This is a genomic window from Janthinobacterium sp. GW458P (assembly GCF_002127585.1).
GTDB lineage: Bacteria > Pseudomonadota > Gammaproteobacteria > Burkholderiales > Burkholderiaceae_D > Janthinobacterium.
Genome location: NZ_NEGZ01000001.1, coordinates 233,297 through 255,689 on the forward strand (window position 1 = coordinate 233,297; position 22,393 = coordinate 255,689).

General features: G+C 64.5%; 20 protein-coding genes. 15 read left to right on the plus strand and 5 right to left on the minus strand.

Annotated elements, in window-relative coordinates:
* Positions 1–115: 115 nt before the first annotated feature.
* The gene (gene corA, locus CBW50_RS01005) at positions 116–1,081 is read left to right on the plus strand and encodes a magnesium/cobalt transporter CorA (protein WP_034746658.1); all 966 of its coding nucleotides are present in this window, start codon (positions 116–118) and stop codon (positions 1,079–1,081) included.
* 302 nt (positions 1,082–1,383) lie between these two features.
* The gene (locus CBW50_RS01010; protein WP_086143769.1) at positions 1,384–2,100 is read left to right on the plus strand and encodes an HAD-IA family hydrolase; all 717 of its coding nucleotides are present in this window, start codon (positions 1,384–1,386) and stop codon (positions 2,098–2,100) included.
* A 125-nt stretch (positions 2,101–2,225) separates the two neighbouring features.
* Here the strand turns inward: CBW50_RS01010 and hemL are convergent, their stop codons facing one another.
* On the minus strand, positions 2,226–3,515 hold the full coding sequence (gene hemL / locus CBW50_RS01015) for a glutamate-1-semialdehyde 2,1-aminomutase (protein WP_086143770.1): 1,290 nt from the start codon (positions 3,513–3,515) through the stop codon (positions 2,226–2,228).
* Between the two features lie 59 nt (positions 3,516–3,574).
* A complete protein-coding gene (locus tag CBW50_RS01020; protein ID WP_086143771.1) occupies positions 3,575–4,432 on the minus strand; it encodes a hydroxymethylpyrimidine/phosphomethylpyrimidine kinase in 858 nt (285 codons plus the stop codon).
* Positions 4,433–4,528: 96 nt separating this feature from the next.
* Here CBW50_RS01020 and CBW50_RS01025 point away from each other — a divergent pair, with 96 nt between their 5' ends.
* The 6 genes from CBW50_RS01025 (at position 4,529) to CBW50_RS01050 (ending at position 13,795) form a co-directional block, all read left to right on the plus strand.
* Entirely contained in the window at positions 4,529–4,681 is a 153-nt protein-coding gene (locus tag CBW50_RS01025; RefSeq protein WP_038488910.1) for a rubredoxin, read from the plus strand.
* Positions 4,682–4,774: 93 nt separating this feature from the next.
* Positions 4,775–5,194, plus strand: coding sequence for a response regulator (locus tag CBW50_RS01030; protein WP_086143772.1), 420 nt, complete (start codon positions 4,775–4,777; stop codon positions 5,192–5,194).
* A gap of 38 nt (positions 5,195–5,232) precedes the next feature.
* Positions 5,233–5,598, plus strand: a complete 366-nt coding sequence (locus CBW50_RS01035; protein WP_086143773.1) for a PleD family two-component system response regulator — start codon at positions 5,233–5,235, stop codon at positions 5,596–5,598.
* Between the two features lie 27 nt (positions 5,599–5,625).
* On the plus strand, positions 5,626–6,225 hold the full coding sequence (locus tag CBW50_RS01040) for a chemotaxis protein CheW (RefSeq protein ID WP_253251891.1): 600 nt from the start codon (positions 5,626–5,628) through the stop codon (positions 6,223–6,225).
* A complete protein-coding gene (locus tag CBW50_RS01045; RefSeq protein ID WP_086143775.1) occupies positions 6,225–8,462 on the plus strand; it encodes a methyl-accepting chemotaxis protein in 2,238 nt (745 codons plus the stop codon). Before CBW50_RS01040 ends, CBW50_RS01045 begins: the two co-directional genes overlap by 1 nt.
* Before the next feature lie 74 nt (positions 8,463–8,536).
* Positions 8,537–13,795 (plus strand): Hpt domain-containing protein, encoded by a 5,259-nt coding sequence (locus CBW50_RS01050; RefSeq protein ID WP_172404642.1) that lies wholly within the window; start codon positions 8,537–8,539, stop codon positions 13,793–13,795.
* Position 13,796: 1 nt separating this feature from the next.
* Here the strand turns inward: CBW50_RS01050 and CBW50_RS01055 are convergent, their stop codons facing one another.
* Positions 13,797–15,260 carry a deoxyribodipyrimidine photo-lyase gene (locus tag CBW50_RS01055; protein ID WP_086143776.1) on the minus strand — a complete coding sequence of 488 codons (1,464 nt, stop codon included), beginning with the start codon at positions 15,258–15,260 and terminating at the stop codon, positions 13,797–13,799.
* Here CBW50_RS01055 and CBW50_RS29225 point away from each other — a divergent pair.
* From CBW50_RS29225 to CBW50_RS01085, 7 genes are all read left to right on the plus strand, one after another.
* Entirely contained in the window at positions 15,162–15,470 is a 309-nt protein-coding gene (locus CBW50_RS29225) for a hypothetical protein (RefSeq protein ID WP_172404632.1), read from the plus strand. The genes CBW50_RS01055 and CBW50_RS29225 overlap by 99 nt on opposite strands.
* A 217-nt stretch (positions 15,471–15,687) precedes the next feature.
* The gene (locus tag CBW50_RS01060) at positions 15,688–16,290 is read left to right on the plus strand and encodes a YqgE/AlgH family protein (RefSeq protein ID WP_086143983.1); all 603 of its coding nucleotides are present in this window, start codon (positions 15,688–15,690) and stop codon (positions 16,288–16,290) included.
* A complete protein-coding gene (gene ruvX / locus CBW50_RS01065) occupies positions 16,287–16,685 on the plus strand; it encodes a Holliday junction resolvase RuvX (protein ID WP_226935425.1) in 399 nt (132 codons plus the stop codon). The genes CBW50_RS01060 and ruvX overlap by 4 nt, the downstream gene beginning before the upstream one ends.
* Positions 16,686–16,724: 39 nt before the next feature.
* Positions 16,725–17,249 carry a bifunctional pyr operon transcriptional regulator/uracil phosphoribosyltransferase PyrR gene (gene pyrR, locus CBW50_RS01070; RefSeq protein ID WP_086143777.1) on the plus strand — a complete coding sequence of 175 codons (525 nt, stop codon included), beginning with the start codon at positions 16,725–16,727 and terminating at the stop codon, positions 17,247–17,249.
* Positions 17,242–18,207, plus strand: a complete 966-nt coding sequence (locus tag CBW50_RS01075) for an aspartate carbamoyltransferase catalytic subunit (protein WP_034746695.1) — start codon at positions 17,242–17,244, stop codon at positions 18,205–18,207. The genes pyrR and CBW50_RS01075 overlap by 8 nt, the downstream gene beginning before the upstream one ends.
* 24 nt (positions 18,208–18,231) lie before the next feature.
* On the plus strand, positions 18,232–19,533 hold the full coding sequence (locus CBW50_RS01080) for a dihydroorotase (RefSeq protein ID WP_086143778.1): 1,302 nt from the start codon (positions 18,232–18,234) through the stop codon (positions 19,531–19,533).
* An 88-nt stretch (positions 19,534–19,621) separates the two neighbouring features.
* Positions 19,622–20,371: a 1-acyl-sn-glycerol-3-phosphate acyltransferase gene (locus CBW50_RS01085; protein WP_086143779.1), complete on the plus strand. Its 750-nt coding sequence runs from the start codon at positions 19,622–19,624 to the stop codon at positions 20,369–20,371.
* Here CBW50_RS01085 and CBW50_RS01090 read toward each other — a convergent pair.
* Positions 20,361–21,125, minus strand: a complete 765-nt coding sequence (locus CBW50_RS01090) for an ABC transporter permease (protein WP_172404643.1) — start codon at positions 21,123–21,125, stop codon at positions 20,361–20,363. The two genes, CBW50_RS01085 and CBW50_RS01090, sit on opposite strands and share 11 nt — an antisense overlap.
* Before the next feature lie 2 nt (positions 21,126–21,127).
* The gene (locus CBW50_RS01095) at positions 21,128–22,372 is read right to left on the minus strand and encodes an ABC transporter substrate-binding protein (RefSeq protein WP_086143780.1); all 1,245 of its coding nucleotides are present in this window, start codon (positions 22,370–22,372) and stop codon (positions 21,128–21,130) included.
* Positions 22,373–22,393: the final 21 nt, after the last annotated feature.

Sequence of the window (22,393 nt, forward strand, 5' to 3'; positions counted from 1 at the left end):
AAGCGGTGGCGAGGGGTGGTCGTGAAAAGGGCTTTGCGGGTACACTTGCGCTGTTTTCATTTTTGGCGCCAGCGCCAGCACATCACGATAACCTAACATCCGGCTGAGAGCGCGCATGATCAATGTTTTTGTATTACAGAATGGCCGGCTCAACCAGGTGCCGATCGACAGCCGCGCAGACCTCGAAAACGCCGAACCGGTCTGGGTCGACCTGACCGACCCCACCGATGACGAACGGGCCTGGGTCAAGGCCATCTACAACGTGACCCTGCCGGGCGAAGACGAAGTCAAGGATATCGAAGCGTCGGCCCGCTATTACGAAGCGGAAAACGGCGACTTGCATCTGCGCACGGATTTTTTGCGCGAAGAAGACGACGGGCCGTCGCGCGTCATCACCGTGGCGTTCATTCTTGCCCGCAAGATTTTGTTTTCCATGCATACGGACGACCTGCCCGTGTTCCGCCTGGTGCGCATGCGCGCCCGCTCGCGGCCAGGATCGATTGCCGACTACATGGACGTGCTGCTGGACCTGTACGCCACCGATGCCGAATATTCGGCCGATGTGCTTGAAGGCATCTACCAGAACCTGGAAGAAGTCAGCACGCGCGTGCTGCAAAAGGAATTTACCGATGCGCACGCGGCCGAAGCGCTGAACGCGATTGCCCACGAGGAAGATTTGAACGGCCGTATCCGCCGCAACATGATGGATACGCGCCGCGCCGTGAGCTTTCTGATGCGTGGCCGCTTGCTCAATTCCGAGCAGTTCGAGGAAGCGCGACAGATCTTGCGCGACATCGAATCGCTCGATGGTCACACATCTTTCCTTTTCGACAAGATCAACTTCCTGATGGACGCCACCGTCGGCTTCATCAACATCAACCAGAACAAGATCATCAAGATCTTCTCGGTGGCCAGCGTGGCCTTCCTGCCGCCGACCCTGATCGCCAGCGTGTACGGCATGAACTTCAAGCTGATGCCGGAACTGGAATGGTCGTTCGGCTATCCGTGGGCCTGGGGCCTGATGATCACCAGCGCCATCGCGCCCTTCCTGTACTTCCGCCACCGTGGCTGGCTGAAATAATCCATCGGCGCCGGGACGGGTTCGCATCCCGGCGCCGCCACCGGACCTCCCCGGATTTCAAGGCGGACGCAGCAATTTCAAAAATCGGCGATAATCACTGGTATTGCGTGGTATTGAATTGGTATCTACGTTGCCTGCATTGCGCCATGCTGTACCCCGCTGGCTGTCTTTTGCAGAAAAGTATCGTCATTGATGCGTTTTTTGCGTAGCAGCGTCCGCCTGTTCCACCTATGATCGTTGCGCTGCCAGTCTTGTCGGCTGGCCGCCGCATTTTCCGCCACTGTTGTACTTCTGGAGATTTCATGCCTGATACCGCTACCGCCCCACCGCGCTTTACCCACCTGATCAGCGACTGCGACGGCGTGCTGGTCGACAGCGAGGCCGTGGCCCTGCAGGCGCTGCTGGAATTGCTGGGGCCGCGCCTGCAGAACCTGCCCGAGGGCGTCACCCTGCAAGGCTTGATCGAGCCGCGCCTGGGCCAGCGCCTGGTGCCGCTGATGCAGGATATCTACAAGGAATTGGGTTTATCGCAATTGCCGGCCGACGAAATCATGGCCATCGGCAATGCCGTCGATGCGGCCTGCGATGCGCAACTGCGCGCCGTGCCCGGCGTGGCGCAGGCGCTGGCGGCGATCCCGCTGCCCAAGGCTGTGGCGTCGAACAGTGTCAGCGCGCGCGTGCTGTCGTCGCTCGAACGCACGGGCATGGCGCCGCTGTTCCAGAGCCGCGTGTTTACACCGGACCTGGTCGGCCACGCCAAGCCGCATCCTGGCGTCTACCTGGCGGCAGCAAGCGCCTTCGGCGTGCCGCCTGGCCAGTGCCTGGTGCTGGAGGACAGCGTCACGGGCGTGACGGCGGCCGTGGCGGCGGGCATGACGGTCTTGGGATTCATCGGCGGCGGACATATCGCCCCCGGCCAGGAGGCGCGCCTGAAGGCGGCCGGCGCGCAGCTGGTCTTTGGCGACATGGGCAGCCTGCCAGCGCTGGTGGCGGAACTGCTACAAGGCGCTACAGTGTAACGACACCTGACAAAACCGCAGCGAGCGGCAGTGATTTGTGGCCGAGAAGCGCAACCGTACTTTAGTACGGTGAGCATCGCCGGCCGCAAAGCGCGACGCGCAGTAGGTTTTGTCAGGTGTGTACCTTACGCCAGGGTGGCGAAAACCTTGCGCGCAGCGGCGATGGTGGCGTCGATGACGGCATCGTCGTGCTGCGCCGAGACGAAGCCGGCCTCGAAGGCGGCCGGCGCGAAGTATACGCCTTCATCGAGCATGGCGTGGAAGAAGGCATTGAACTTGCTGCGGTCGCCGGCCATCATTTCCGCGTAGCTGGTCGGCGGCGTTTCGCTGAAATAGATGCCGAACATGCCGCCGATGGAATCGGCGCAGAAGACCACGCCTGCTTCCTTTGCGGCGGCGGTCAGGCCGTCGGCCAGGCGCTTGGCCGTGGCGCCCAGCTGCGCGTAGAAGCCAGGCTGCTGGATCAGTTTCAGCGTCGTCATGCCGGCCGCGACGGCCACCGGGTTGCCGGACAGGGTGCCGGCCTGGTAGACGGCGCCCAGCGGCGCCATATGGTGCATCAGCGCGGCGCTGCCGCCGAAGGCCGCCACCGGCATGCCGCCGCCGATCACCTTGCCCAGGGCCGTAAGGTCGGGCTTGATGCCGTACAGCGCCTGCGCGCCGCCCAGAGCCACGCGGAAGCCGCACATGACTTCATCGAAAATGAGCAGGGCGCCGTGCTGCGTGCACAATTCGCGCATGGCCTGCAGGAATTCCGGGGTGGCTTTCACCAGGTTCATGTTGCCGGCCACAGGCTCGACGATGACGCAGGCAATTTCCGCGCCAAAGCTGTCGAAGGCGTCTTTCAGCTGTTCCACGTTGTTATAGTCAAGCACCATGGTGTGCTTGACGAAGTCTTCCGGTACGCCGGCCGAGGTCGGATTGCCGAAGGTGAGCAGACCACTGCCGGCCTTGACCAGCAGGGAATCGGCGTGGCCGTGGTAGCAGCCTTCGAACTTGACGATCTTGTCGCGTCCCGTGGCGCCGCGCGCCAGGCGCAGGGTGCTCATGGTCGCTTCCGTGCCCGACGAGACCAGGCGTACCTGCTCGATCGACGGCACCAGACGGGTAATTTCCTCGGCCATCAGCACTTCGCCTTCCGTCGGCGCGCCGAAAGACAGGCCCAGTGCCGCCGCATCCTGCACCGCTTTCACGACTTCAGAGTGGGCGTGGCCGACGATGGCCGGACCCCACGAGCCGATATAGTCGATATAGCGCTTGCCGTCCGCGTCCCAGAAGTACGGGCCTTCGGCGCGCGTGATGAAGCGCGGCGTGCCGCCCACGGAGCGGAAGGCGCGCACGGGCGAATTGACGCCGCCTGGCGTGGTTTTTTGCGCGCGGGTAAACAGGATGTCGTTCTGGGAAGTCGTCGTCATGATAATCGTGCCTTGAAAGTGGATCGTTGTCTGAGTCGTCTGTATTTGTCTGGACGGGATTACTGGGCGCCGCGCTGGCGCTGCAGCTGGAACAGCCGGTTCGGCACCAGCTTGCCCATGCCGTGGCGCTGCGCATGCGCCAGCGCGCCGGTGGTGAATTCCTGCGCCGCCACCACGACTTGCGGCACATCGTCTTCATTCTCCGCCAGGGCCAGCAAGGCGGTGGCGGCCGCCGACAGGGTGCTGCCGGCGCCGTTGAAGATGCCGGGCAGGTGGCGCCACTCATCGTGGCGCACCACGCCATCCTCGCCGAACAGGGTGTTGGCGCGCAGCTTGCCTTCGCCCGTGCCCGACTTGCTGGCGTCGGCCGGCATGCCGGTGACGAGCACGTATTCGCAGCCTAGCGCCACCAGGTAATCGACGTCGTTCTGCAGGGTGTCGTCCGGATCGGCGTCGCGCCAGGTCTCGGCCAGGCGCTCCAGTTCCACCGGCGAGAGCACCAGCAAGGTCGTTTGCGGGATCAGGAGCTGGCGCACTGCCGTGAGGATGTCCTCGTCGTCCATGCCCTGTTCCGGCAGCGCCGAAATGAAGGGATCGAGGATCAGCGGCACGTTCGGATAGTCGGAGACGATTTCGGCGATGGCCGTGACGTTTTCCACGCTGCCCAGGGCGCCGATCTTGATGGCCGAGACGGACATGTCTTCCAGCAGCACGCGCGCCTGGTCGGAGACCCAGTCCGGGTCGATCGCCTGCACGTCTTCCACGCGCGCCGTATCACTGATCAGGAGACCCGTGGTGACGGACAGGCCATGGCAGCCGAAGGCTGAAAACGTGGCCAGGTCGGCCTGGATGCCGATGGCGCCGACCGGATCGGACACGCCGAAGCTTAATATGAGGGGAGAAGTTTGGTTTTGCACGGCGGGTAGATTAAGATACCTAATTCAGCATTTTACTTGATTGAAGGGTGGCAGAACGTGAGTAGCAACGAAACAACGCAGCAATTCCAAACGTGGATGTGTCTTATTTGCGGCTGGGTTTATGATGAAGCGGCCGGCCTGCCCGACGAAGACATCGCTCCAGGCACGCGTTGGGCCGATGTTCCGATGAACTGGACCTGCCCGGAATGCGGGGCGCGCAAGGATGATTTCGAGATGGTGGCCATTTGAAATTTAATTAATCCTGATCAATTGGCATGTGCCTGCCGCACGCTGGCGTAGCGGTAGCATGTGCTATGGTATGAAAGATTGCCGAAAAATCAAATGACGAGTCCGCTACTGCCCGAGGCATCGTCCGATATCGCGTGCGCCGGCATCACGATCCTGGTCATCGACGACAGCGCCACCGTGCGCAGCGCGGCCGAAAAAGTCCTGCGTGAGGCCGGCTATGGCGTGGTGGTGGCGGAAAACGGTTTCGATGCGCTGGCCAAGGTTGGAGATTGCCGCCCGGCGCTGATCGTGTGCGACATCCTGATGCCGCGCCTCGATGGCTATCGTACATGTGCGCTGATCAAGGCCAGCGCGGCGTTCCATGCCACGCCGGTGCTGATGCTGTCGTCGAAGGAGGGCTTGTTCGACCGGGCGCGCGGCGTCATGGCCGGCGCCAGCGCCTGTCTGGCCAAGCCGCTGGCGCCGGAGGCGCTGCTGGCGGCCGTGCGGCAGCACCTGGCCAGCCGTTTTTAGTATGATGTATACAACGCAGCAAGGAAGTAAACAAACACATGGCCATACACACAATTCTGATCGTCGATGACTCGCCGACAGAACGTTATTACCTGAGCGAGATGCTGGTGCGTGCCGGTTACGCCGTGCTGACGGCGCAAGACGGCGCCGACGCGCTGGCGCAACTGAAGCAGGCCAGGCCCGACCTGATCCTGATGGATGTGGTGATGCCAGGTGCGAATGGCTTCCAGATCACGCGCGCGATCGCGCGCGATCCCGAGCTGCAGGATGTGCCGGTGATTATCTGTTCCAGCAAGAGCCAGGAAACGGACCGCATCTGGGGTCTGCGCCAGGGCGCGCGCGATTACCTGGTCAAGCCGGTGGTCGAAGCCGATCTGCTGGCGAAGATCGCGGCGCTGTCCTAGGCAATGCGCACGATGCCTGGCAATGGCGTGCCCACATCGGCTTTTCCGCCTGCCGCCGTCCTGCCGACTTTCGACGCGGCACGCCGGCAGGGGCGCTTGCGTCAGTACCAGCTGCAATTGATCGAACGCGTGCAGGCCGCGCGCAGCGGCGCACTGGCGGCCCGCAAGGAGCTGGGCGTGATGCTCGGTGGCCGGCGTTGTCTGCTGGACCTGACGCAGCTCGGTGAGATCGTCATTCCCGCCGGTTTGCAGATCCAGGGCGTGCCGCTGGCGCAGGACTGGTACCTGGGCCTGTTGGCCATGCGCGGACGCCTGACGGCCGTCATCGACCTGGCCCGCTACATGGGCGAACCCGCCTGCGCGGCAGGCGGCGACAGCCGCATCATCACTTTTTCTCCCCGCCTGGGCATGAATTGCGCGCTGCTGGTCGAACGCGTGCTGGGTTTGCGCCAGCAGCGCGGCATGCAAGCCATGTCGCTGCACGATGCGTTGCCGTGGGCGGCGCAGGCATTGTGCGACAGCGAAGGGCAGCAGTGGCTACGCCTGGACCTGGCGCAACTGGTGCAGTCGGAGCGCTTCCTGGACGCCGGCTTCGGCGGCGCCCCCGCACACAAGGACATTTTCTGATGGGTGCCCATTCCCCTATCCTGGCGGCCAGCCTGCCCGAAGCGGACAGCGGCCTGGCCGATGTCGCGCTGCCGGATGACCTGCCGCTGCGCCTGCGCGACGCGCTGGGACGGCGCAAGTCGCTGGCCAGCGCGCCGGCGAGCGACTTGAAGTTGCCGCTGATCGGCCACTTGCCGCTGCAAAAACAATTGAGCATCCTGTCGACGGTAATGGCCCTGAGCCTGGCCGCCAGCCTGTTGTTCGTCGGCCTGAACACGCGCAGCGGCAATATCGCCTCGGCGCAGACGCAGCTGGCCAGCGATGCGCTGATGCACTCGCAGCGCATCGGCAAGGCCACGCCGAACGCGGTGCAGGGCAATCCGGAAGCCTTCCGCCAGCTCGAGGAAAGCCGCAATGAGCTGAACCAGGATTTCCGCCTGATGCTGCGCGGCGGGACTTATCATGGGCGCGACATCGGCGAATCGCGTTCCGGCTTGCTGGCGGCGGTGGCCGACGCCCGCAAGAAGTGGGCCAGCAGCGACCGCGCCGCCAGCACCATCCTGCGCCTGAAGACGGAACTGGGCGAATTCGACAAGACCTTGCAGCAATTGAACGCGCTGTCGCCCGCGCTGCTGGCGCAGACGGAGGAAATCGCCGCCTTGAAGGTGCAGCGGGGCGGCAATGGCCGCGACCTGGCCGTCGTCGGCCGGCTGATGATGCTGACCCAGCGCATGAGCCGCAGCGCCAGCGAGTTCCTTGCCTCCGGCAGCATCAGCTCGGAAACGGCGTTTTCGCTGGGACGCGACACCACGTATTTCCGCGCTGCCGTCGAGGGCCTGCTCAATGGCAGCGTGTCGCTGCAGCTGGCGCCCACGCGCGACGCCGAACTGCGCGAGCGCCTGGTGGCGCTGAAGACCAGTTTTGACGCCTACCAGAAGCTGGTGTCGTCCATCCTCGACCGCCTGGATAAATTCAGTTCGGCGAAAAGCGCGGAACAGCTGATTTTCAACGAGAACGAAGACCTGCGCCAGCGCCTGACCCTGTTGCAGCAGATGTATCACGCCAATCAGGAATCGCTGGGCGTGGAATTCTGGCTGATGGTGGCCGGCGTGGTGCTGACCCTGATCGCGGCGGCCGGCATCGGCCGTGTGCTGTTGCAGGATTCCATCAACCGCACGCGCGATGCGGAGCGTCGCCGCCAGGAAGCGGAAATACAGCGCCTGCTGTCGCAGGAGAAGGAAGAGCAGGCCAAGGCGCAGAATGACCTGAACCAGGCGGCCATCCTGCGCCTGATGAACGAGTTGCAGAAAGTGGCCGATGGCGACCTGACGGTGCAGGCGACGGTGTCGGAAGACATCACGGGCGCCATCGCCGATTCCGTCAACTACACGGTCGAGGAATTGCGCGGCCTGGTGGGACGGGTGACGGCCACGGCCGAGCAGGTGAACCGCGCCTCGACGCAGGCGCAAAGCATCTCCAGCAAGCTTCTGATCGCGTCGCAGCAGCAGTCGCGGGAGATACTCGACGCCAGCGCGACCGTGGTGAAGATGGCCAACGCGATTACCGACGTGTCGAAATCGGCCAGTGTCTCGGCTGACGTGGCGCGCCAGTCGGTGGCGGCTGCGCTGCAGGGCTCGACGGCGGTGGAAAATGCGATCAAGGGCATGCATGAAATCCGCGAGCAGATCCAGGACACCTCCAAGCGCATCAAGCGCCTGGGTGAATCGTCGCAGGAAATCGGCGAAATCACGGAGCTCATTTCCGACATCACCGAGCAGACGAACGTGCTGGCGCTGAACGCGGCCATCCAGGCCGCATCGGCCGGCGAGGCGGGACGCGGCTTTTCCGTCGTCGCCGAGGAAGTGCAGCGCCTGGCCGAACGCTCGGCCGCCGCCGCCAAGCAGATCGGCGCGCTGGTGCGCACCATCCAGGCCGACACCCAGGACGCGACAAGGGCGATGGAAAAATCGACGCAAGGCGTGGTCGAGGGTGCGCGCCTGTCCGACGCGGCCGGCGCCGCGCTGAATGACATCAGCCAGGTGTCGAAGCACCTGGCCGAGCTGATCCAGGGCATTTCGTTCGCTACCGGCACGCAGGCCGGCTCGGCCAGCGGCGTGGCACTGAATATCCAGCATATCCTGAGCGTGACGGAGCAGACCCAGGATGGCACGCAGCAAACGGCGCAGTCGATCCACAAGCTGTCAATGCTGGCGCAGGAACTGAAAAACTCGGTGTCGCGCTTCCGCGTCGCCGCCTGAACGCCGCGCCAGGCGATGGCGCGGCGCATTGTGCGTACCGATTTTTGCGCTAAGATTTCTTTACCGAGGCATGCATGAGCACACCTGATAGTCCGCAGCAGTCCAAGTCGTTCGACAGCGAACCCCTGTCGTGGGTGATGGTGGAGATCCGCGAAGCGCTGGGCCGCTCGAAAACAGCCCTGTTCGAGGCGGGTGGCCGCGCGCGCGAGGAGCGCGCCACGGCGTTGCAGCATGCGCGTTCCCACCTGCACCAGGCGCATGGCGCTCTGGTGATGGTCGACGTGGCCGGCGCCAGCCTGTTGACGGCCAGTGCGGAACAGGCGCTGGCGCGCTTTCGCGACGGCAGCCTGGAATACACGGTGGACCATGCGCAGGTCGTCGCCGAGCTGTATCTGGCCCTCATCGAATACCTGGAAGACCTGGTAGCCGGCACGCCGCCGCAGCCCACCCGTTTGTTCCCCTATTATCGCGCCCTGCAGGCCATGCTCGGCGCGGAGCGCATCCACCCGGCAGACCTGTTTTTCCCGCCCGCCGCCATGCTGGAAGGGCATGCCATCGCGCTGTCCGACACGCCTTGCGTGGCGGACTATCCAGCCTGGCGCGGCCGCTTTGAAAAATCCCTGCTGCCCTTCCTGAAGGCGGCAGACGCCGGCGCGCAACGCCAGCATGCCGCTGCCCTGCACGAAACCCTGACCCTGGTGGCCGATGCACAGCAGGAAGCGCCGGCGCGCACCTTCTGGTTCGTCATGCAGGCGTTCGCCGAACTGGCCGCCAGCGGGCAGGGCGCGCATGGCCTGTACGCCAAGCAGCTGTTTGGCCTGATTAACTTGCAATTGCGGCGCCTGGCGCAGGGCGCGGGGAGCCTGCCCGAGGCGATGCTGCGCGATGCGCTGTTCTTTATCGCCGCGGCAGCCGAACCGACGCCGGCGGCGCTTCAGCTGCGCGCCGCTTTCGCGCTCGATGACCTGGTGGCCGACGACGTGGAAACGCGGCGTTATGGCCAGGTCGACCAGGATGCGCTGCACGGCGCACGCGCGGCCCTGGCGCAGGCGCGGGTCAGTTGGAGCCGTTTGGCGCAAGCTGACCTCGATCCGGCGCTGGGCGCGGCATTCGAGCAGTCCTTGCACCAGGTGGCGGCGCAGAGCGATGTGCTGAAGCTGCCGGCCCTGGCCAGTTTGCTGCGCCAGTGCGCGGCCGTGGCGCAGCAGGCCGTGGCCAGTGGCCGCAGTGCCCCTCTGGAGCTGGAAATCGGCACCGCGCTGCTGTTTGCCGACACGGGGCTGGAGCAGGTGCGCCGCCTGCCCGATGATTTCGCGGGCAATGCGGAAACCATCGCCGCGCGCCTGCAGGCGCTGCTGGCGGGTGAGGCCCCGCCTGCCGCCGCTGGTGAGCTGTCACGCCAGATCGAACAGGGGCAGACCGTTGCTGCGCTGGCCGATGACATGAAAACGGGGCTGCGGCAGGTGGAAAGACTGCTCAACGAGTATTACGTGGACGGGGAGCGGCACGCCGCCCTTGATGGTGTGGGAGCGGTGCTGCAGCAGTTGCAGGAGCAGCTGGCCGGACTGGACCAGGACGATGCCGGCGCCGCCGTGCGGCAGATCGATGCGGCAGTGCGGCAGCTGTCCTCCAGCGAGGCACCGGCCGCAGCGCTCGACGAAATCGCGCAAAATGTCAGCGCGCTGGGTTTTTTTGTCGATATGCTGGGCCGCAATGCGCAAGCGGCGAAGGGACGCTTTCATTTTGACGCGGCCGCCGGCAGCTTCCGCGCGCTGCCATTTGAGAAGGTGGCTGCCACCGGTACGGTACCCGTGCCGCTGCTGGACCAGGCCTTGCCGCCGGCCGTGCCGTCTACCGGCGAGGCGGCGCCGGCGACGGCCGGAGTCGACGCGGAGATGCTCGACATCTTCCTCACCGAGGCGCGCGAAGTGCTGGCCTTTGTCGACACGACACTGGCCTTGCCGCGCGAGCAGGCCGCCAGCGGCGAACACCTGGCCATGCTGCGCCGTTCCTTCCACACCTTGAAAGGCAGCAGCCGCATGATCGGCCTGGCGCAGTTTGCCGAAGCGGCTGGCGCCATGGAGCGCGTCATGAATACCTGGCTGGCCGAGGCGCGCCCGGCGAGCGACGACCTGTTTACCCTGTTGAATTACGGCTGGTACCAGCTCAGCGAATGGGTGGCTGAACTGGAAGGGGGAGCGGGGCGCGAACGCGAGGCAGGCATGCTGCTGATGGCGGCCGAACGCGTGCGCGAAGGCGGACCGTTCGTACTGCGCAAGCCGCGTCCCGTCGCACCCGAGACGGTGGCGAAGGCGGCCGCACCGGTGAGCAGCAACGGCAATGTGATCGGTTTTCCCGCAGCGACTGCACCGTTGGTGCACGAAGCGCCTGACGATAACCTGAAACACGTGGGTGAGCTGCGCATCAGCCTGCCCTTGTACAACATCTACCTGGCCGAGACGGACGAATTACTGCGCGTGCTGACGCGCGACTTTGGCGAGTGGCGCCATGAGCAGCGCGCCGTCAGTGCGGAGGCGCTGCAAGCCGTGCATACCCTGGCGGGCACGTCCGGCACCGTGGGTTTCCAGTCTTTGCGCGACCTGGCGCTGGCGCTGGAGACGACCATAGAAAGCGTGGTGCCGCCGCTGGCCGGCTTGCAGGATGCGCAGCACGACGTGCTGGAACAGGCCACGCAGCGCATCGCGCAGATGCTGCAGGCTTTCGCGCTGGGCGACCTGCCTCCAGCGCAGCCGGACATGGTCGAAACGCTCAATACCTTGTGGCGCACCTTGACGGCAATGCCTGGCGAGAGCAGGGGTGCGCAGCTGGACTCCCTGTTTGCCGCCGCCTACGCCAGCATCGTCGGCATGCCGGTGCCTGCCGCCGAGGCGTCGGCCGAGGTTCCTGTTTCGCAGCTCGATACCTTGTTCGAGGCAACGTATGCGAGCATTGTCGGCGAGGCGGCGTCCTCGCCGCCAGCCGCGCCAGAACTGCACATTGGCGCCAGCGATGACCTGTTCGACGCCGGCTTCGAGCACGCGCCGCCATTGGAGCACGCGCTGCCGGAGGCGCTGGTCCCCGCCATCATGCCGGCGGATGCGGCCGCGCTGCTTGCCGCCAGCGCCGGCATCAGCGATGAACTCGATCTCGATCTGTTGTCCGTCTTCCTGGAGGAAGGCGCCGATTTGCTGCCGCAGATCGGCGAGGCGCTGCGCAGCTGGCAGCAGCACCCGCACGACAACGGTCAGGCTCAGATGCTGTTGCGCACCCTGCATACGGTCAAGGGCAGCGCGCGCATGGCGGGCGCCATGCGCCTGGGCCAGCATGCGCATGAAATTGAAACGCATATCGAAAACATGCTGCATGCCGGCACAGCCACGCCGCAGGCGTTCGAGGAATTGCTGGCCCATTACGACCATGCGTTGCACCTGTTCGAACAGTTGCAGCAGCCTTTGCTGCCCTTGCCGGGCATGGAAGACACACCGGCCGCCGAACCGAAGGCCGCCCTGGTGCGCGTGCGCGCCGATATTCTCGACCGCCTGGTGAACCAGGCGGGGGAGGTATCGATCACGCGCTCGAAAATGGAAAATGAAGTGGGCGTGCTGGGCGCTTCGCTGGCGGAGTTTTCCGATAATTTACAGCGCCTGCGGCGCCAGTTGCGCGAAGTGGAAATGCAGGCCGAGTCGCAGATCGCCTCGCGCATGGCCGTGGGCAGCGAACGCGATTTCGATCCGCTCGAATTCGACCGCTTTACGCGCCTGCAGGAACTGACGCGGATGATGGCCGAAAGCGTCAACGATGTGGCGTCTTTCCATGAGAACCTCAGTCACAGCGTCGACGCGGTGACGGACGACCTGGTGCTGCAGGCGCGCCTGACGCGCGAACTGCAGCGCGACCTGATGCAGGTCCGCATGGTGCCGTTTGCCAGCATCGCCGAACGGCTGTTTCGCGTGGCGCGGCAAAGCGCCAAGGAAGTCGACAAGCGGGTCAACCTCGATATCCGCGGCGGCGGCGTGGAGATCGACCGCAGCGTGCTTGAACGCATGGCGGCGCCGTTTGAGCACCTGCTGCGCAACGCCATCGTGCACGGCGTCGAGCCGCGCCACGCGCGCCTGGCGGCGGGCAAGAGCGAAACGGGCGAGCTGCTGGTGCAGGTGAGCCAGCAGGGAAATGAAGTGGAGATCGCCTTTTCCGACGATGGCGGGGGCCTGGACCTGGAGCGCATCCGCGCCAAGGCGCACGGCGCCGGCCTGCTGGCGCCGGACGCGCAGTTGAGCGACGCGCAGGCGGCCGAGCTGATTTTTACGCCGGGATTTTCCACCGCCGATAGCCTGACGGAACTGGCTGGGCGCGGTTTTGGCATGGACATCGTGCGCTCCGAAGCGCTGGCCCTGGGCGGGCGCGTGGAAACGCTGACGCAGGCGGGCCAGGGTATGCGCTTCACCATCCACCTGCCGCTGACCCTGGCCGTCACGCAAGTGGTGCTGCTGGCGGCACACGGCAAGACCTATGCCTTGCCATCTGTGCTGGTCGAGCAGGTGCTGCACCTGAAGGGCGAGCAGCTGGAGCAGGTGCAGGCAGCCGGCTGCATCGAGTCGCACGGACAGGCGCTGGCGCTGCATCACCTCTCGTCCATGCTGGGCGAGACGCCAGCGGCGCAGGCCGTGCAGCGTTACGTGCCCGTGCTGCTGCTGAGAAATGGCAACGACAGGCTGGCGCTGCAGGTCGACGATGTGCTGGGCAACCGCGAGGTGGTGGTCAAGCATGTGGGGCCGCAACTGGCGCGCATGCCGGGCATTGCCGGCGCCACGGTGCTGGGCACGGGCGACATCGTGCTGATCCTGAACCCGGTGGCCCTGGCGCAGCACCTGGAGCATCACCCCGAACTGCTGTCGCAATACGTGCTGGCGAGCAGCGCACAGCGGAGCGCCGCCAGCGGGCTGGCCGCGCCGCGCGCCTGCGTCATGGTGGTCGACGATTCTCTGACCGTGCGTCGCGTGATGCAGCGTCTGTTTGAACGCGAAGGCTATCAGGTGCTGCTGGCCAAAGACGGTGTCGATGCGCTGGAGCAGCTGCACGCACTGGAAGCGGAGACCCTGCCGGCGCTGCTGCTGGTCGATGTGGAAATGCCGCGCATGGACGGCTTTGACCTGACGCGCAATGTGCGCAGCGATGAAAAAACACGCGCCATTCCCGTCATCATGATCACCTCGCGCAGCGCTGACAAGCACCGCACGCATGCCTTTGAACTGGGCGTGAATGCTTATTTCGGCAAGCCGTTCCAGGAAGATGAGCTGCTGGCCGAGGTGGAGTGCCTGCTGGCGGGTGCCTGATCTACGCTACCGCCTTGACTACCGCATAGCGTTCCAGGGTCTCCTTGCGCGCTTCGTCGTGCTGCACGATGGGATGCGGATAGTCGCGTCCCAGCACGATGTTTTTCTGTTCGAGCAGCATGCGCGGCACCAGCCATGGCGCGTGGATTTCCTTGTCGCCCAGCGCCTTCAGTTGCGGCAGGTAGCGGCGGATGAAGCGGCCGCCAGCATCGAATTTTTCCGATTGCGTGATCGGGTTGAAAATGCGGAAGTAGGGCTGGGCGTCGCAGCCGGACGACGAGGCCCACTGCCAGCCGCCGTTGTTCGATGCCAGGTCGAAGTCGTTCAGGTGTAGCGCGAAATACGCTTCGCCGCGGCGCCAGTCGATGCCCAGATCCTTGATCAGAAAGCAGGCCGTGACCATGCGCAGGCGGTTGTGCATATAGCCGGTCTGGTTCAGCTGCGCCATGGCCGCGTCGACCAGCGGATAGCCAGTGCGTCCTTCGCACCAGGCCGCGAATCTGGCGTCGGCCTCCGGCCCTGTCTGCCAGGCGATGGCGTCATAGGCCGGCTTGAAGGCGCCGCCTTCCACGTGCGGGTTCTGGTACAGGATCATGGCGTAGAAGTCGCGCCAGATCAGCTCTGCCAGCCACACGGGCGCGCCATCGCCGCCGCCGCCCCGATCCATCAGGTCGACGATGGTGCGCACCAGGTAGCGCAGCGAGACGGTACCGAAGCGCAGATGCATGGACAGGTAGGACGGCCCCTTCAGGGCGGGAAAGTCGCGCGCCACGTCATAGCGCGCTGCGCGCGGCAGGAAGTCCTCGAACAGCTTGCTGGCGCCGGACATGCCGGTCGGAATCGCCAGGTCGGCCAGGTTGCTGGCCTCGAAGCCCAGCTCTGCCAGGGTGGGCAACGATGCGGGTGTCCCGGCGCGCGGCGGCGCCAGGCTGGCCGCGTGCGGCTCGATGGCGAACGGCGCCAGGCAGGCCGGTTCGGCGCGCATTTTCTTCAGCCACGCATTCTTGTACGGCGTGTAGACGGTGTAAGGCTTGGCCGAGAGCGTCAGCACCTCGTCCTTTTCAAAGATCACCTGGTCCTTGAAGCTGAACCACAGGCGCGCGTCGGCGGTCAGCGCGGCAGCCACGGCTGCGTCCCGGGCGATGGCTTGCGGTTCGTAGTCGTGGTTGGCAAAGACGGCGTCCGCCTGCAGTTCGGCGGCCAGACGCGGGATGGCCTGGGCCGCATCCGCGTGCAGCACGATCAGGTCGCCACCCAGCTGGCGCAGTTCGGCAGCCAGTTCGGCCACGCTGGCATGGATGAAATCGACGCGCCGGTCGCGCCGCGGCAAGGCGGCCAGGATGCTTGTGTCGTAGATGAATACACAATGCACGGCCTGACTCTGGCGCAGGGCGTGATGCAGCGCAGCATGGTCAAATGCGCGCAAATCGCGCCGGAACCATACCAGGGAAGTCTTAATCGTCATTATTTTCTGTGTTTAGGGTCAAAAATAGTCGGTTTTTCGCCGTTCAAGCGGCTTTATGGCCGCTCGCGTCATGCCTTCGACGTCGCTGCGATGGCAATTCAGTGTAAACTACCGGGTATGTTCACCGTGTTTCGCGTGCGACAACCATTTTGCGGTCAATTTTACAATGATGTTGCAATGGAAGGAGCAGAGCCGATAATCGGGCTTTGAACTGATGTGCCGCAACACGCAAAGCGAACTTTTATAATTGAATTTACAACAATAATAGCGTCCGGCATCACAGCGTCGCGCGGCCACCAGTGCCGCGCCGCGTGGTCAGTCCGGCGTATGACAGCAGGGGTAAGCGAGACTTGCCAGCAAGCCCACAGAGAGAGCATCGCGTATGAAGAAGAGTAAAATCGACCAGACTCTACCAGGACATCGATTGATGCAGGGTGTCGGGGAACCGGCCGCAACGGGTTCTTCCACTTTGAATCTGGCCAACCATTTCCTGATTGCGATGCCGGCGATGCAAGACCCCATCTTCGGCGGGACGGTTGTGTACGTTTGCGAGCACAATGAAAACGGCGTGCTTGGCGTCGTCATCAACAAACCCACCGACATGACCATGGAAGTGCTGTTCGAGCGTATCGACCTGAAACTGGCGGCCGGCAGCGACACGCCCATCATCAATGAGCCGATCATGTTTGGCGGACCGGTGCAGGACGATCGCGGCTTCGTGCTGCATACGCCGGGCGCGCGTTACTCCTCGTCGCTGACGGTGACCGATGAAATCGCGTTTACTACTTCGATCGACGTGCTCGAGGCCGTCGCCAACGGCGATGGCCCCGAGCGCATGCTCGTTTCGATCGGCTATTCGGGCTGGAGCCCGGGCCAGCTGGAAGACGAGATCGGCCGCAACGGCTGGCTGACGGTGGGCGCCTCAGCCGACATCCTGTTCGATTTCCCCATCGAGCAGCGCTACGTGGCCGCCATCAAATTGCTGGGCATCGACCCCCTCATGCTGGCGAGCGAGGCTGGCCACGCATGAGCGGCGACGCCATCGACACCATCCTCGCCTTCGATTTCGGGTTGAAGCGCATTGGCGTAGCCATCGGCAATACCATGATTTGCCAGGCCAAACCACTCAGCGTGATCACGGAGACGGCGAATGAACCGAAGTTCGCCGCCATTGCCAGCCTGATCAGGGAATGGGGCGCAAGCCGTATCGTGGTAGGGCTGCCCAGCCATCCCGATGGCACGGAACACGAGATGAGCGCGCGCTGCCGGCGTTTCGCCAATCAGATGCACGGCCGCTTCAACCTGCCCGTGGAACTGGTTGACGAGCGCTATTCCTCGGCCGTGATTGCCGCCAAGCGCGGTGAGGTGATCGACGACCGTGCCGCCGCCATCATCCTGCAGCAGTATTTTGACGCGAATTATTAATCTGACCTTAGCCTCCATTCCTGAATGATTAAGAACTCTATGCCGCATCCTACGAATCCTTCCCAACTCGACGCCGAGGCCCTGTATGCAGACTTGCTGCAGCAGGTGCAGAGCGGCCTGGCGGGCATTCCCAACGTCGCCATCGTCGGCATTCATTCGGGCGGCGCCTGGCTGGCCGAACGCCTGGCGCGCGACCTGAACCTGATCGGCCGCCTGGGCGTGCTTGACGTCTCGTTCTACCGCGACGACTTCGCCCAGAAAGGCCTGCATGCTGACGTCAAGCCGACGCAAATCAGCTTTGACGTGGCCGGCGCCACCATCCTGCTGGTCGACGACGTGCTGTACACGGGCCGCACCACGCGCGCGGCCATCAACGAATTGTTCGACTATGGCCGTCCGGCCAAGATCATGCTGGCGGCCCTGGTCGACCGCGGTGAACGCCAGTTGCCGGTAGCCGCCGATTTCGTGGCCGCCTTCACTGCCGTGCAACCGGGCCAGGCCCTGGTCCTGAAGCAAGCCGACGATGGAAAATTCACGCTCACCATAGACACCCACCATGCTTAATCCGCAACTGAATAAACACGGCGAACTGCAACACCTGTTGACTATCGAAGGCTTGCCGAAGTCTATCGTCAACCACATCCTTGACACCGCGTCCTCGTTCGTCGGCATTTCCGACCGCGATGTCAAGAAGGTGCCGCTAATGCGCGGCAAAAGCGTTTTCAACCTGTTCTTTGAAAACTCCACGCGCACCCGCACCACCTTCGAAATCGCCTCCAAGCGTTTGTCAGCCGACGTCATCAACCTGAACATCCAGGCTTCTTCGGCCAGCAAGGGCGAGTCCCTGCTCGACACCATCGACAACCTGTCGGCCATGCATGCCGACATGTTCGTCGTGCGCCATGCGCAGTCGGGCGCGCCTTACCTGATCGCCAAGCACCTGATCGACACGAAGCAGCCCCATGTCCATGTGGTCAATGCGGGCGACGGACGCCACGCGCACCCGACCCAGGGCTTGCTCGACATGTACACGATCCGCCACTACAAGAAGGATTTCACCAACCTGACGGTGGCCATCGTGGGCGACATCCTGCACAGCCGCGTGGCCCGTTCCGACATCCATGCGCTGACCACCCTGGGCGTGCCGGAAGTGCGCGCCATCGGCCCGCACACCCTGCTGCCAGGCGGCCTGGAGCAGATGGGCGTGCGCACCTTCACCAACATGGATGAAGGTCTGAAGGGCGTGGACGTGATCATCATGCTGCGCCTGCAAAATGAACGCATGAGCGGCGCGCTGCTGCCGTCGGCGCAGGAATACTTCAAGAGCTATGGCCTGACGCCCGAGCGCCTGGCGCTGGCCAAGCCGGACGCCATCGTCATGCATCCGGGTCCGATGAACCGCGGCGTGGAGATCGATTCGGCCGTGGCCGACGGTCCGCAGGCGGTGATCCTGCCGCAGGTGACGTTCGGTATCGCCGTACGCATGGCGGTGATGAGTATTTTGGCTGGTAATCAGGGCTGATAGCCCAAGGACGAGTAAGCGAGCATGACGACACTACATATCAAGAACGGCCACCTGATCGACCCCGCCAACGGCATCGATGGCTTGCAAGACCTGTTTATCGCCGACGGCAAGGTGCTGGCCGTGGGCAGCGCCCCGGCCGGCTTCACCGCCGATACGACCTTTGACGCGGCCGGCCTGGTGGTCTCTCCCGGCCTGGTCGACCTGTCGGCGCGCCTGCGCGAGCCAGGTTACGAATACAAGGCGACCCTGGAATCGGAGCTGCAAGCGGCCCTGCAGGGCGGCGTCACGAGCCTGGTCTGCCCCCCTGACACCGATCCCGTGCTCGATGAGCCAGGCCTGGTGGAAATGCTGAAGTACCGTGCCAAGACGCAGAACAAGGCCCACGTGCACCCGCTGGGTGCGCTGACGATGGGCCTGAAGGGCCAGTCGTTGACGGAAATGGCGGAACTGACGGAAGCGGGCTGCATCGGTTTCGCGCAGGCGGAAGAGCCGATCGAAGACACCACCGTGCTGCTGCGCGCCATGCAGTACGCAAACACCTTCGGCTACACCGTCTGGCTGCGCCCGCAGGATCCGCACATCGGCCGTGGCGGCATCGCCCACAGCGGTCCGCTGGCGTCGCGCCTGGGTTTGTCCGGCGTGCCAGTGATGTCCGAGACCATCGCGCTGCACACGATTTTTGAACTGATGCGTGCCAGCCGCGCGCGCGTGCACCTGTGCCGCATCTCGTCGGCGGCGGGCCTGGAGCTGATCCGCGCCGCCAAGGCCGAAGGCTTGCCCGTTACCTGCGACGTGGGCGTGCACCATGTGCACCTGACGGACGCCGACATCGGCTTTTTCGATCCGAACGCGCGTGTGACGCCGCCGTTCCGCAGCCAGCGCGACCGCGACGCGATCCGCGCCGGCCTGCTCGACGGCACGGTCGACGCCATGTGCTCGGACCACACGCCTGTCGACGACGATGAAAAACTGCTGCCGTTCGGCGAAGCGTCGCCAGGCGCCACGGGCCTGGAACTGCTGCTGTCGCTGGCCCTGAAATGGGCCGATGACTATGCTCTGGAGCAGCCGCAGGCGGGCGCGCGCCCGCTGGCCCGCGCCGTGGCCAAGGTCACGTCTGACGCGGCCCGTGTCGCCGGCATTCCGGCCGGCAGTCTGGCCGTGGGCGAAGCGGCCGACATCTGCGTCTTCGATCCCGCCGCGCGCTGGACCGTGTCGTCGGCTTCGCTGGCCAGCCAGGGCAAGCACACGCCTTTCCTCGGCTATGAGCTGAGCGGCATCGTCAAGGCGACCGTCGTGGCTGGACGGGTGGCGTTTCAGCGTTAAAAAAATCAGATCCGCGGACCGGGGCACGCTGCCCCGGCATCCCTTGTCTGCTCCCGGATTTCGGTTCTGGTTTATTTGTTGGTGTGATTTGAAACTTCTGCTTACCTACCGCCTCGCGCGCATCGCCATTCACCTGAGCTGCGGCATGGCCAAGAGCGCCGTGCTGTTTCCCTGGCTGGACCTGGAAGGGCGCAACCGGCGCATTCGCCGCTGGTCGACCCAGCTGCTCGACATCTGCGGCGTGCACGTGGCGCAGCCGGCGGCCAGCGTGCCCGCGCTCGACCATGCGATGGTGGTGGCGAACCACGTTTCGTGGCTCGACATCTTCGTCATCAATGCCGTCCACCCCTGCCGTTTCGTCGCCAAGGCGGAAATCCGCGCCTGGCCTATCCTGGGGTGGCTGGCGGGACGCGCCGGCACCATCTTCATTTCGCGTGGCAGCAAGCGCGACCTGCGCCTGATCTTCCAGGGCCTGGTGGATAAGTTGACGGCGGGCGAGCGTATTGCGTTCTTCCCCGAAGGCACCACCGCCGCGCAAGGACAGATCCTGCCGTTTCATGCCAACCTGTTCGAGGCGGCCATTGACGCAAAGGTACCGGTGCAGCCGTTCGCGCTCGTGTACGTGGATGACAAGGGGGAGTTGCACCACGCCGTCGACTTCATCGGCGAGATGAGCTTTGCGCAAAGCATGGTGGCGATCTTGAGCGGCCCGCCGATCACCGCGCGCCTGACCTGCCTGGCGCCTGCCGATACGTTGGACGCGCACCGGCGCGAACTGGCGGCGGCAACACAGGCGGCGGTGGCCGCCGCGCTGCCGCTGGAGCAGGCTAGTTCTTGACGTGCAGCCAGCGCGCATGCGCGGCGCGGGCCAGGTAGTCGAGGATAAAACCTAGAATCCCGATCAGCACGATGGCAGCCATCAGCTCCGAATATGCGAGGCGGTCGCGCGTATCGAGGATGAAATAGCCGAGGCCCGCCGAGACGCCCAGCATTTCCGCCGGCACCAGCACGATCCAGATGATGCCGATGGCCAGGCGCACGCCCGTCAAAATATCGGCCGTGATACCCGGCAAAATCACCTTGAAGACGATCTCGCTGCGCGTGGCTGACAGGCTGCGCGCCAGCAGCAGCCAGTTCGGATCGAGCCGCGCCACGCCGGCGGCCGTATTGAGCAGTATCGGCCAGACGGCCGCAAACGCCAGCAGGAAGTACACGGGCGCGTCACCGACACCGAGCACCATCACGGCGATCGGCATCCACGACAGCGGCGAAATCATGCGCAGCAGCTGGAACAGCGGCATGGCCGCGCCGGAAAAGCTCTTCGACATGGCCACCAGCACGCCCAGCGGCACGCCGATGACGATGGCCAATCCCAGACCCACGCCCACCCTTTGCAGGCTCAGTACTACATGCAGCCAGATATCCGCGCCGCCCAGCATTTCCCGGAACGCCAGCGCCGTCGGCAGCGGCGCAAAGGCGGTGGCGATCGGCGTGGATTTCTCCAGCGCCGTCACGCCGACGGACCACAACAGCAAGGCACAGGCCAGCCCCACCAGGGGCAGGCCGAATTTCGTCAACAACTTGCTTGCCATCGTCAGACCGCCACGGTTTCGCTGCGCAGCAGGTTGGCCGGCAAGCCGAAGGCGGCCGGGCCACCCACGGCGGTGATGGCCTTGCGCACGAAGCGGTCATCGACCAGGTCGCGCGCGGCAAATTTCGGATCGAGGTTGGCCAGGAAGCGCGTGTCGCCTTCGACCTTGGTGCGGCCGATGGCGCGCACCAGTTCTTCCGTGTACGACGCGAACGGATACGGCTGGAAGTCGATGCGGCGCTGCTGCCAGTTTTTGTGCACGATCAGGCCCTGCTTTTCATAGCCGGCGTAATCGGTGGTGGCCAGCACCTTGGTCAGTACCTGCAGCGGATGCGGCGTGTAGCGGTGCTCGCCCACGTTCGACAGCAGCTTGGCCGTGTCGACCTGGTTCGAGCGCGTCCACAACTGCGCTTTGACGATGGCGTTGGTGACCTTTTGCGCCCATTCCGGACGCGTACTGATGTCGCGCTCGGACAGGAAGGTGACGCAGCACGCATGGTTTTTCCACACGTCGCCCGAGAAGCGCAGGATCTTGCCGATGCCGGCGTTTTCCGCCGCCGCATTGAACGGCTCGGCCACGATGTAGCCGGCAATCGACTTGCTGGCCAGGGCCGAGACCATTTCGGCCGGCGCCAGAACCACCAGGTTCACCTCGTTCGGCTTGATGGCCGCATTGCGCGCGCGCGTGACCGGGGTCAGGCCGTTGGAGGACAGGATCTGCTGCAGCAGGATGTTGTGGATCGAGTACCAGAAGGGGATGGCGACCGTACGCCCGCCCAGGTCGGAGACCTTGTTGATCTCGTTGGCCACCGTCAGCGCGGAGCCATTGACGTGATTCCATGCGACGACTTTCGCGGGGAACTTGGCGCCGTAGCGTACCCACAGGGTGGCGGGCGACAGCAAATGGATGACGTTGACCTGGCCGGCGACAAACGCTTCGATGATCTGCGCCCAGCTGCGGAACAGGCGCGGCGTTTCCGCCTGCAAGCCTTCCGCCTCGAACAGCTTGCGCGCGTGCGCGACGAGCAGCGGGGTGGCGTCGGTGATCGGCAGGTAGCCGACTTTCACGGGCTGGTCGTCGCCTTTCGGGCCTTGCTGGGCCATGGCATCGCCGGCGAACAGCAGCGGCGAGGCGACGCTGGCCGTGGCCAGCGCCGACATGCGCAGGAAGTCGCGCCGCGTCAGGCCGCAGTCGCAGTCGGACGAGGCGCAGATGTGCAGGGGGGTGTTATCTTGAGGACGGGACATGAAGGGTTCCAGTATGGTGTA

Excerpts from the sequence above, each read along its gene's own strand:
- corA (WP_034746658.1), top strand. The coding sequence starts at position 116 with ATGATCAATGTTTTTGTATTACAGAATGGCCGGCTCAACCAGGTGCCG.
- CBW50_RS01010 (WP_086143769.1), top strand. The coding sequence starts at position 1,384 with ATGCCTGATACCGCTACCGCCCCACCGCGCTTTACCCACCTGATCAGC.
- hemL (WP_086143770.1), bottom strand. The coding sequence starts at position 3,515 with ATGACGACGACTTCCCAGAACGACATCCTGTTTACCCGCGCGCAAAAA.
- CBW50_RS01025 (WP_038488910.1), top strand. The coding sequence starts at position 4,529 with ATGTGTCTTATTTGCGGCTGGGTTTATGATGAAGCGGCCGGCCTGCCC.
- CBW50_RS01030 (WP_086143772.1), top strand. The coding sequence starts at position 4,775 with ATGACGAGTCCGCTACTGCCCGAGGCATCGTCCGATATCGCGTGCGCC.
- CBW50_RS01035 (WP_086143773.1), top strand. The coding sequence starts at position 5,233 with ATGGCCATACACACAATTCTGATCGTCGATGACTCGCCGACAGAACGT.
- CBW50_RS01045 (WP_086143775.1), top strand. The coding sequence starts at position 6,225 with ATGGGTGCCCATTCCCCTATCCTGGCGGCCAGCCTGCCCGAAGCGGAC.
- CBW50_RS01050 (WP_172404642.1), top strand. The coding sequence starts at position 8,537 with ATGAGCACACCTGATAGTCCGCAGCAGTCCAAGTCGTTCGACAGCGAA.
- CBW50_RS29225 (WP_172404632.1), top strand. The coding sequence starts at position 15,162 with ATGCACGGCCTGACTCTGGCGCAGGGCGTGATGCAGCGCAGCATGGTC.
- CBW50_RS01055 (WP_086143776.1), bottom strand. The coding sequence starts at position 15,260 with ATGACGATTAAGACTTCCCTGGTATGGTTCCGGCGCGATTTGCGCGCA.
- CBW50_RS01060 (WP_086143983.1), top strand. The coding sequence starts at position 15,688 with ATGCAGGGTGTCGGGGAACCGGCCGCAACGGGTTCTTCCACTTTGAAT.
- ruvX (WP_226935425.1), top strand. The coding sequence starts at position 16,287 with ATGAGCGGCGACGCCATCGACACCATCCTCGCCTTCGATTTCGGGTTG.
- pyrR (WP_086143777.1), top strand. The coding sequence starts at position 16,725 with ATGCCGCATCCTACGAATCCTTCCCAACTCGACGCCGAGGCCCTGTAT.
- CBW50_RS01075 (WP_034746695.1), top strand. The coding sequence starts at position 17,242 with ATGCTTAATCCGCAACTGAATAAACACGGCGAACTGCAACACCTGTTG.
- CBW50_RS01080 (WP_086143778.1), top strand. The coding sequence starts at position 18,232 with ATGACGACACTACATATCAAGAACGGCCACCTGATCGACCCCGCCAAC.
- CBW50_RS01090 (WP_172404643.1), bottom strand. The coding sequence starts at position 21,125 with ATGGCAAGCAAGTTGTTGACGAAATTCGGCCTGCCCCTGGTGGGGCTG.
- CBW50_RS01095 (WP_086143780.1), bottom strand. The coding sequence starts at position 22,372 with ATGTCCCGTCCTCAAGATAACACCCCCCTGCACATCTGCGCCTCGTCC.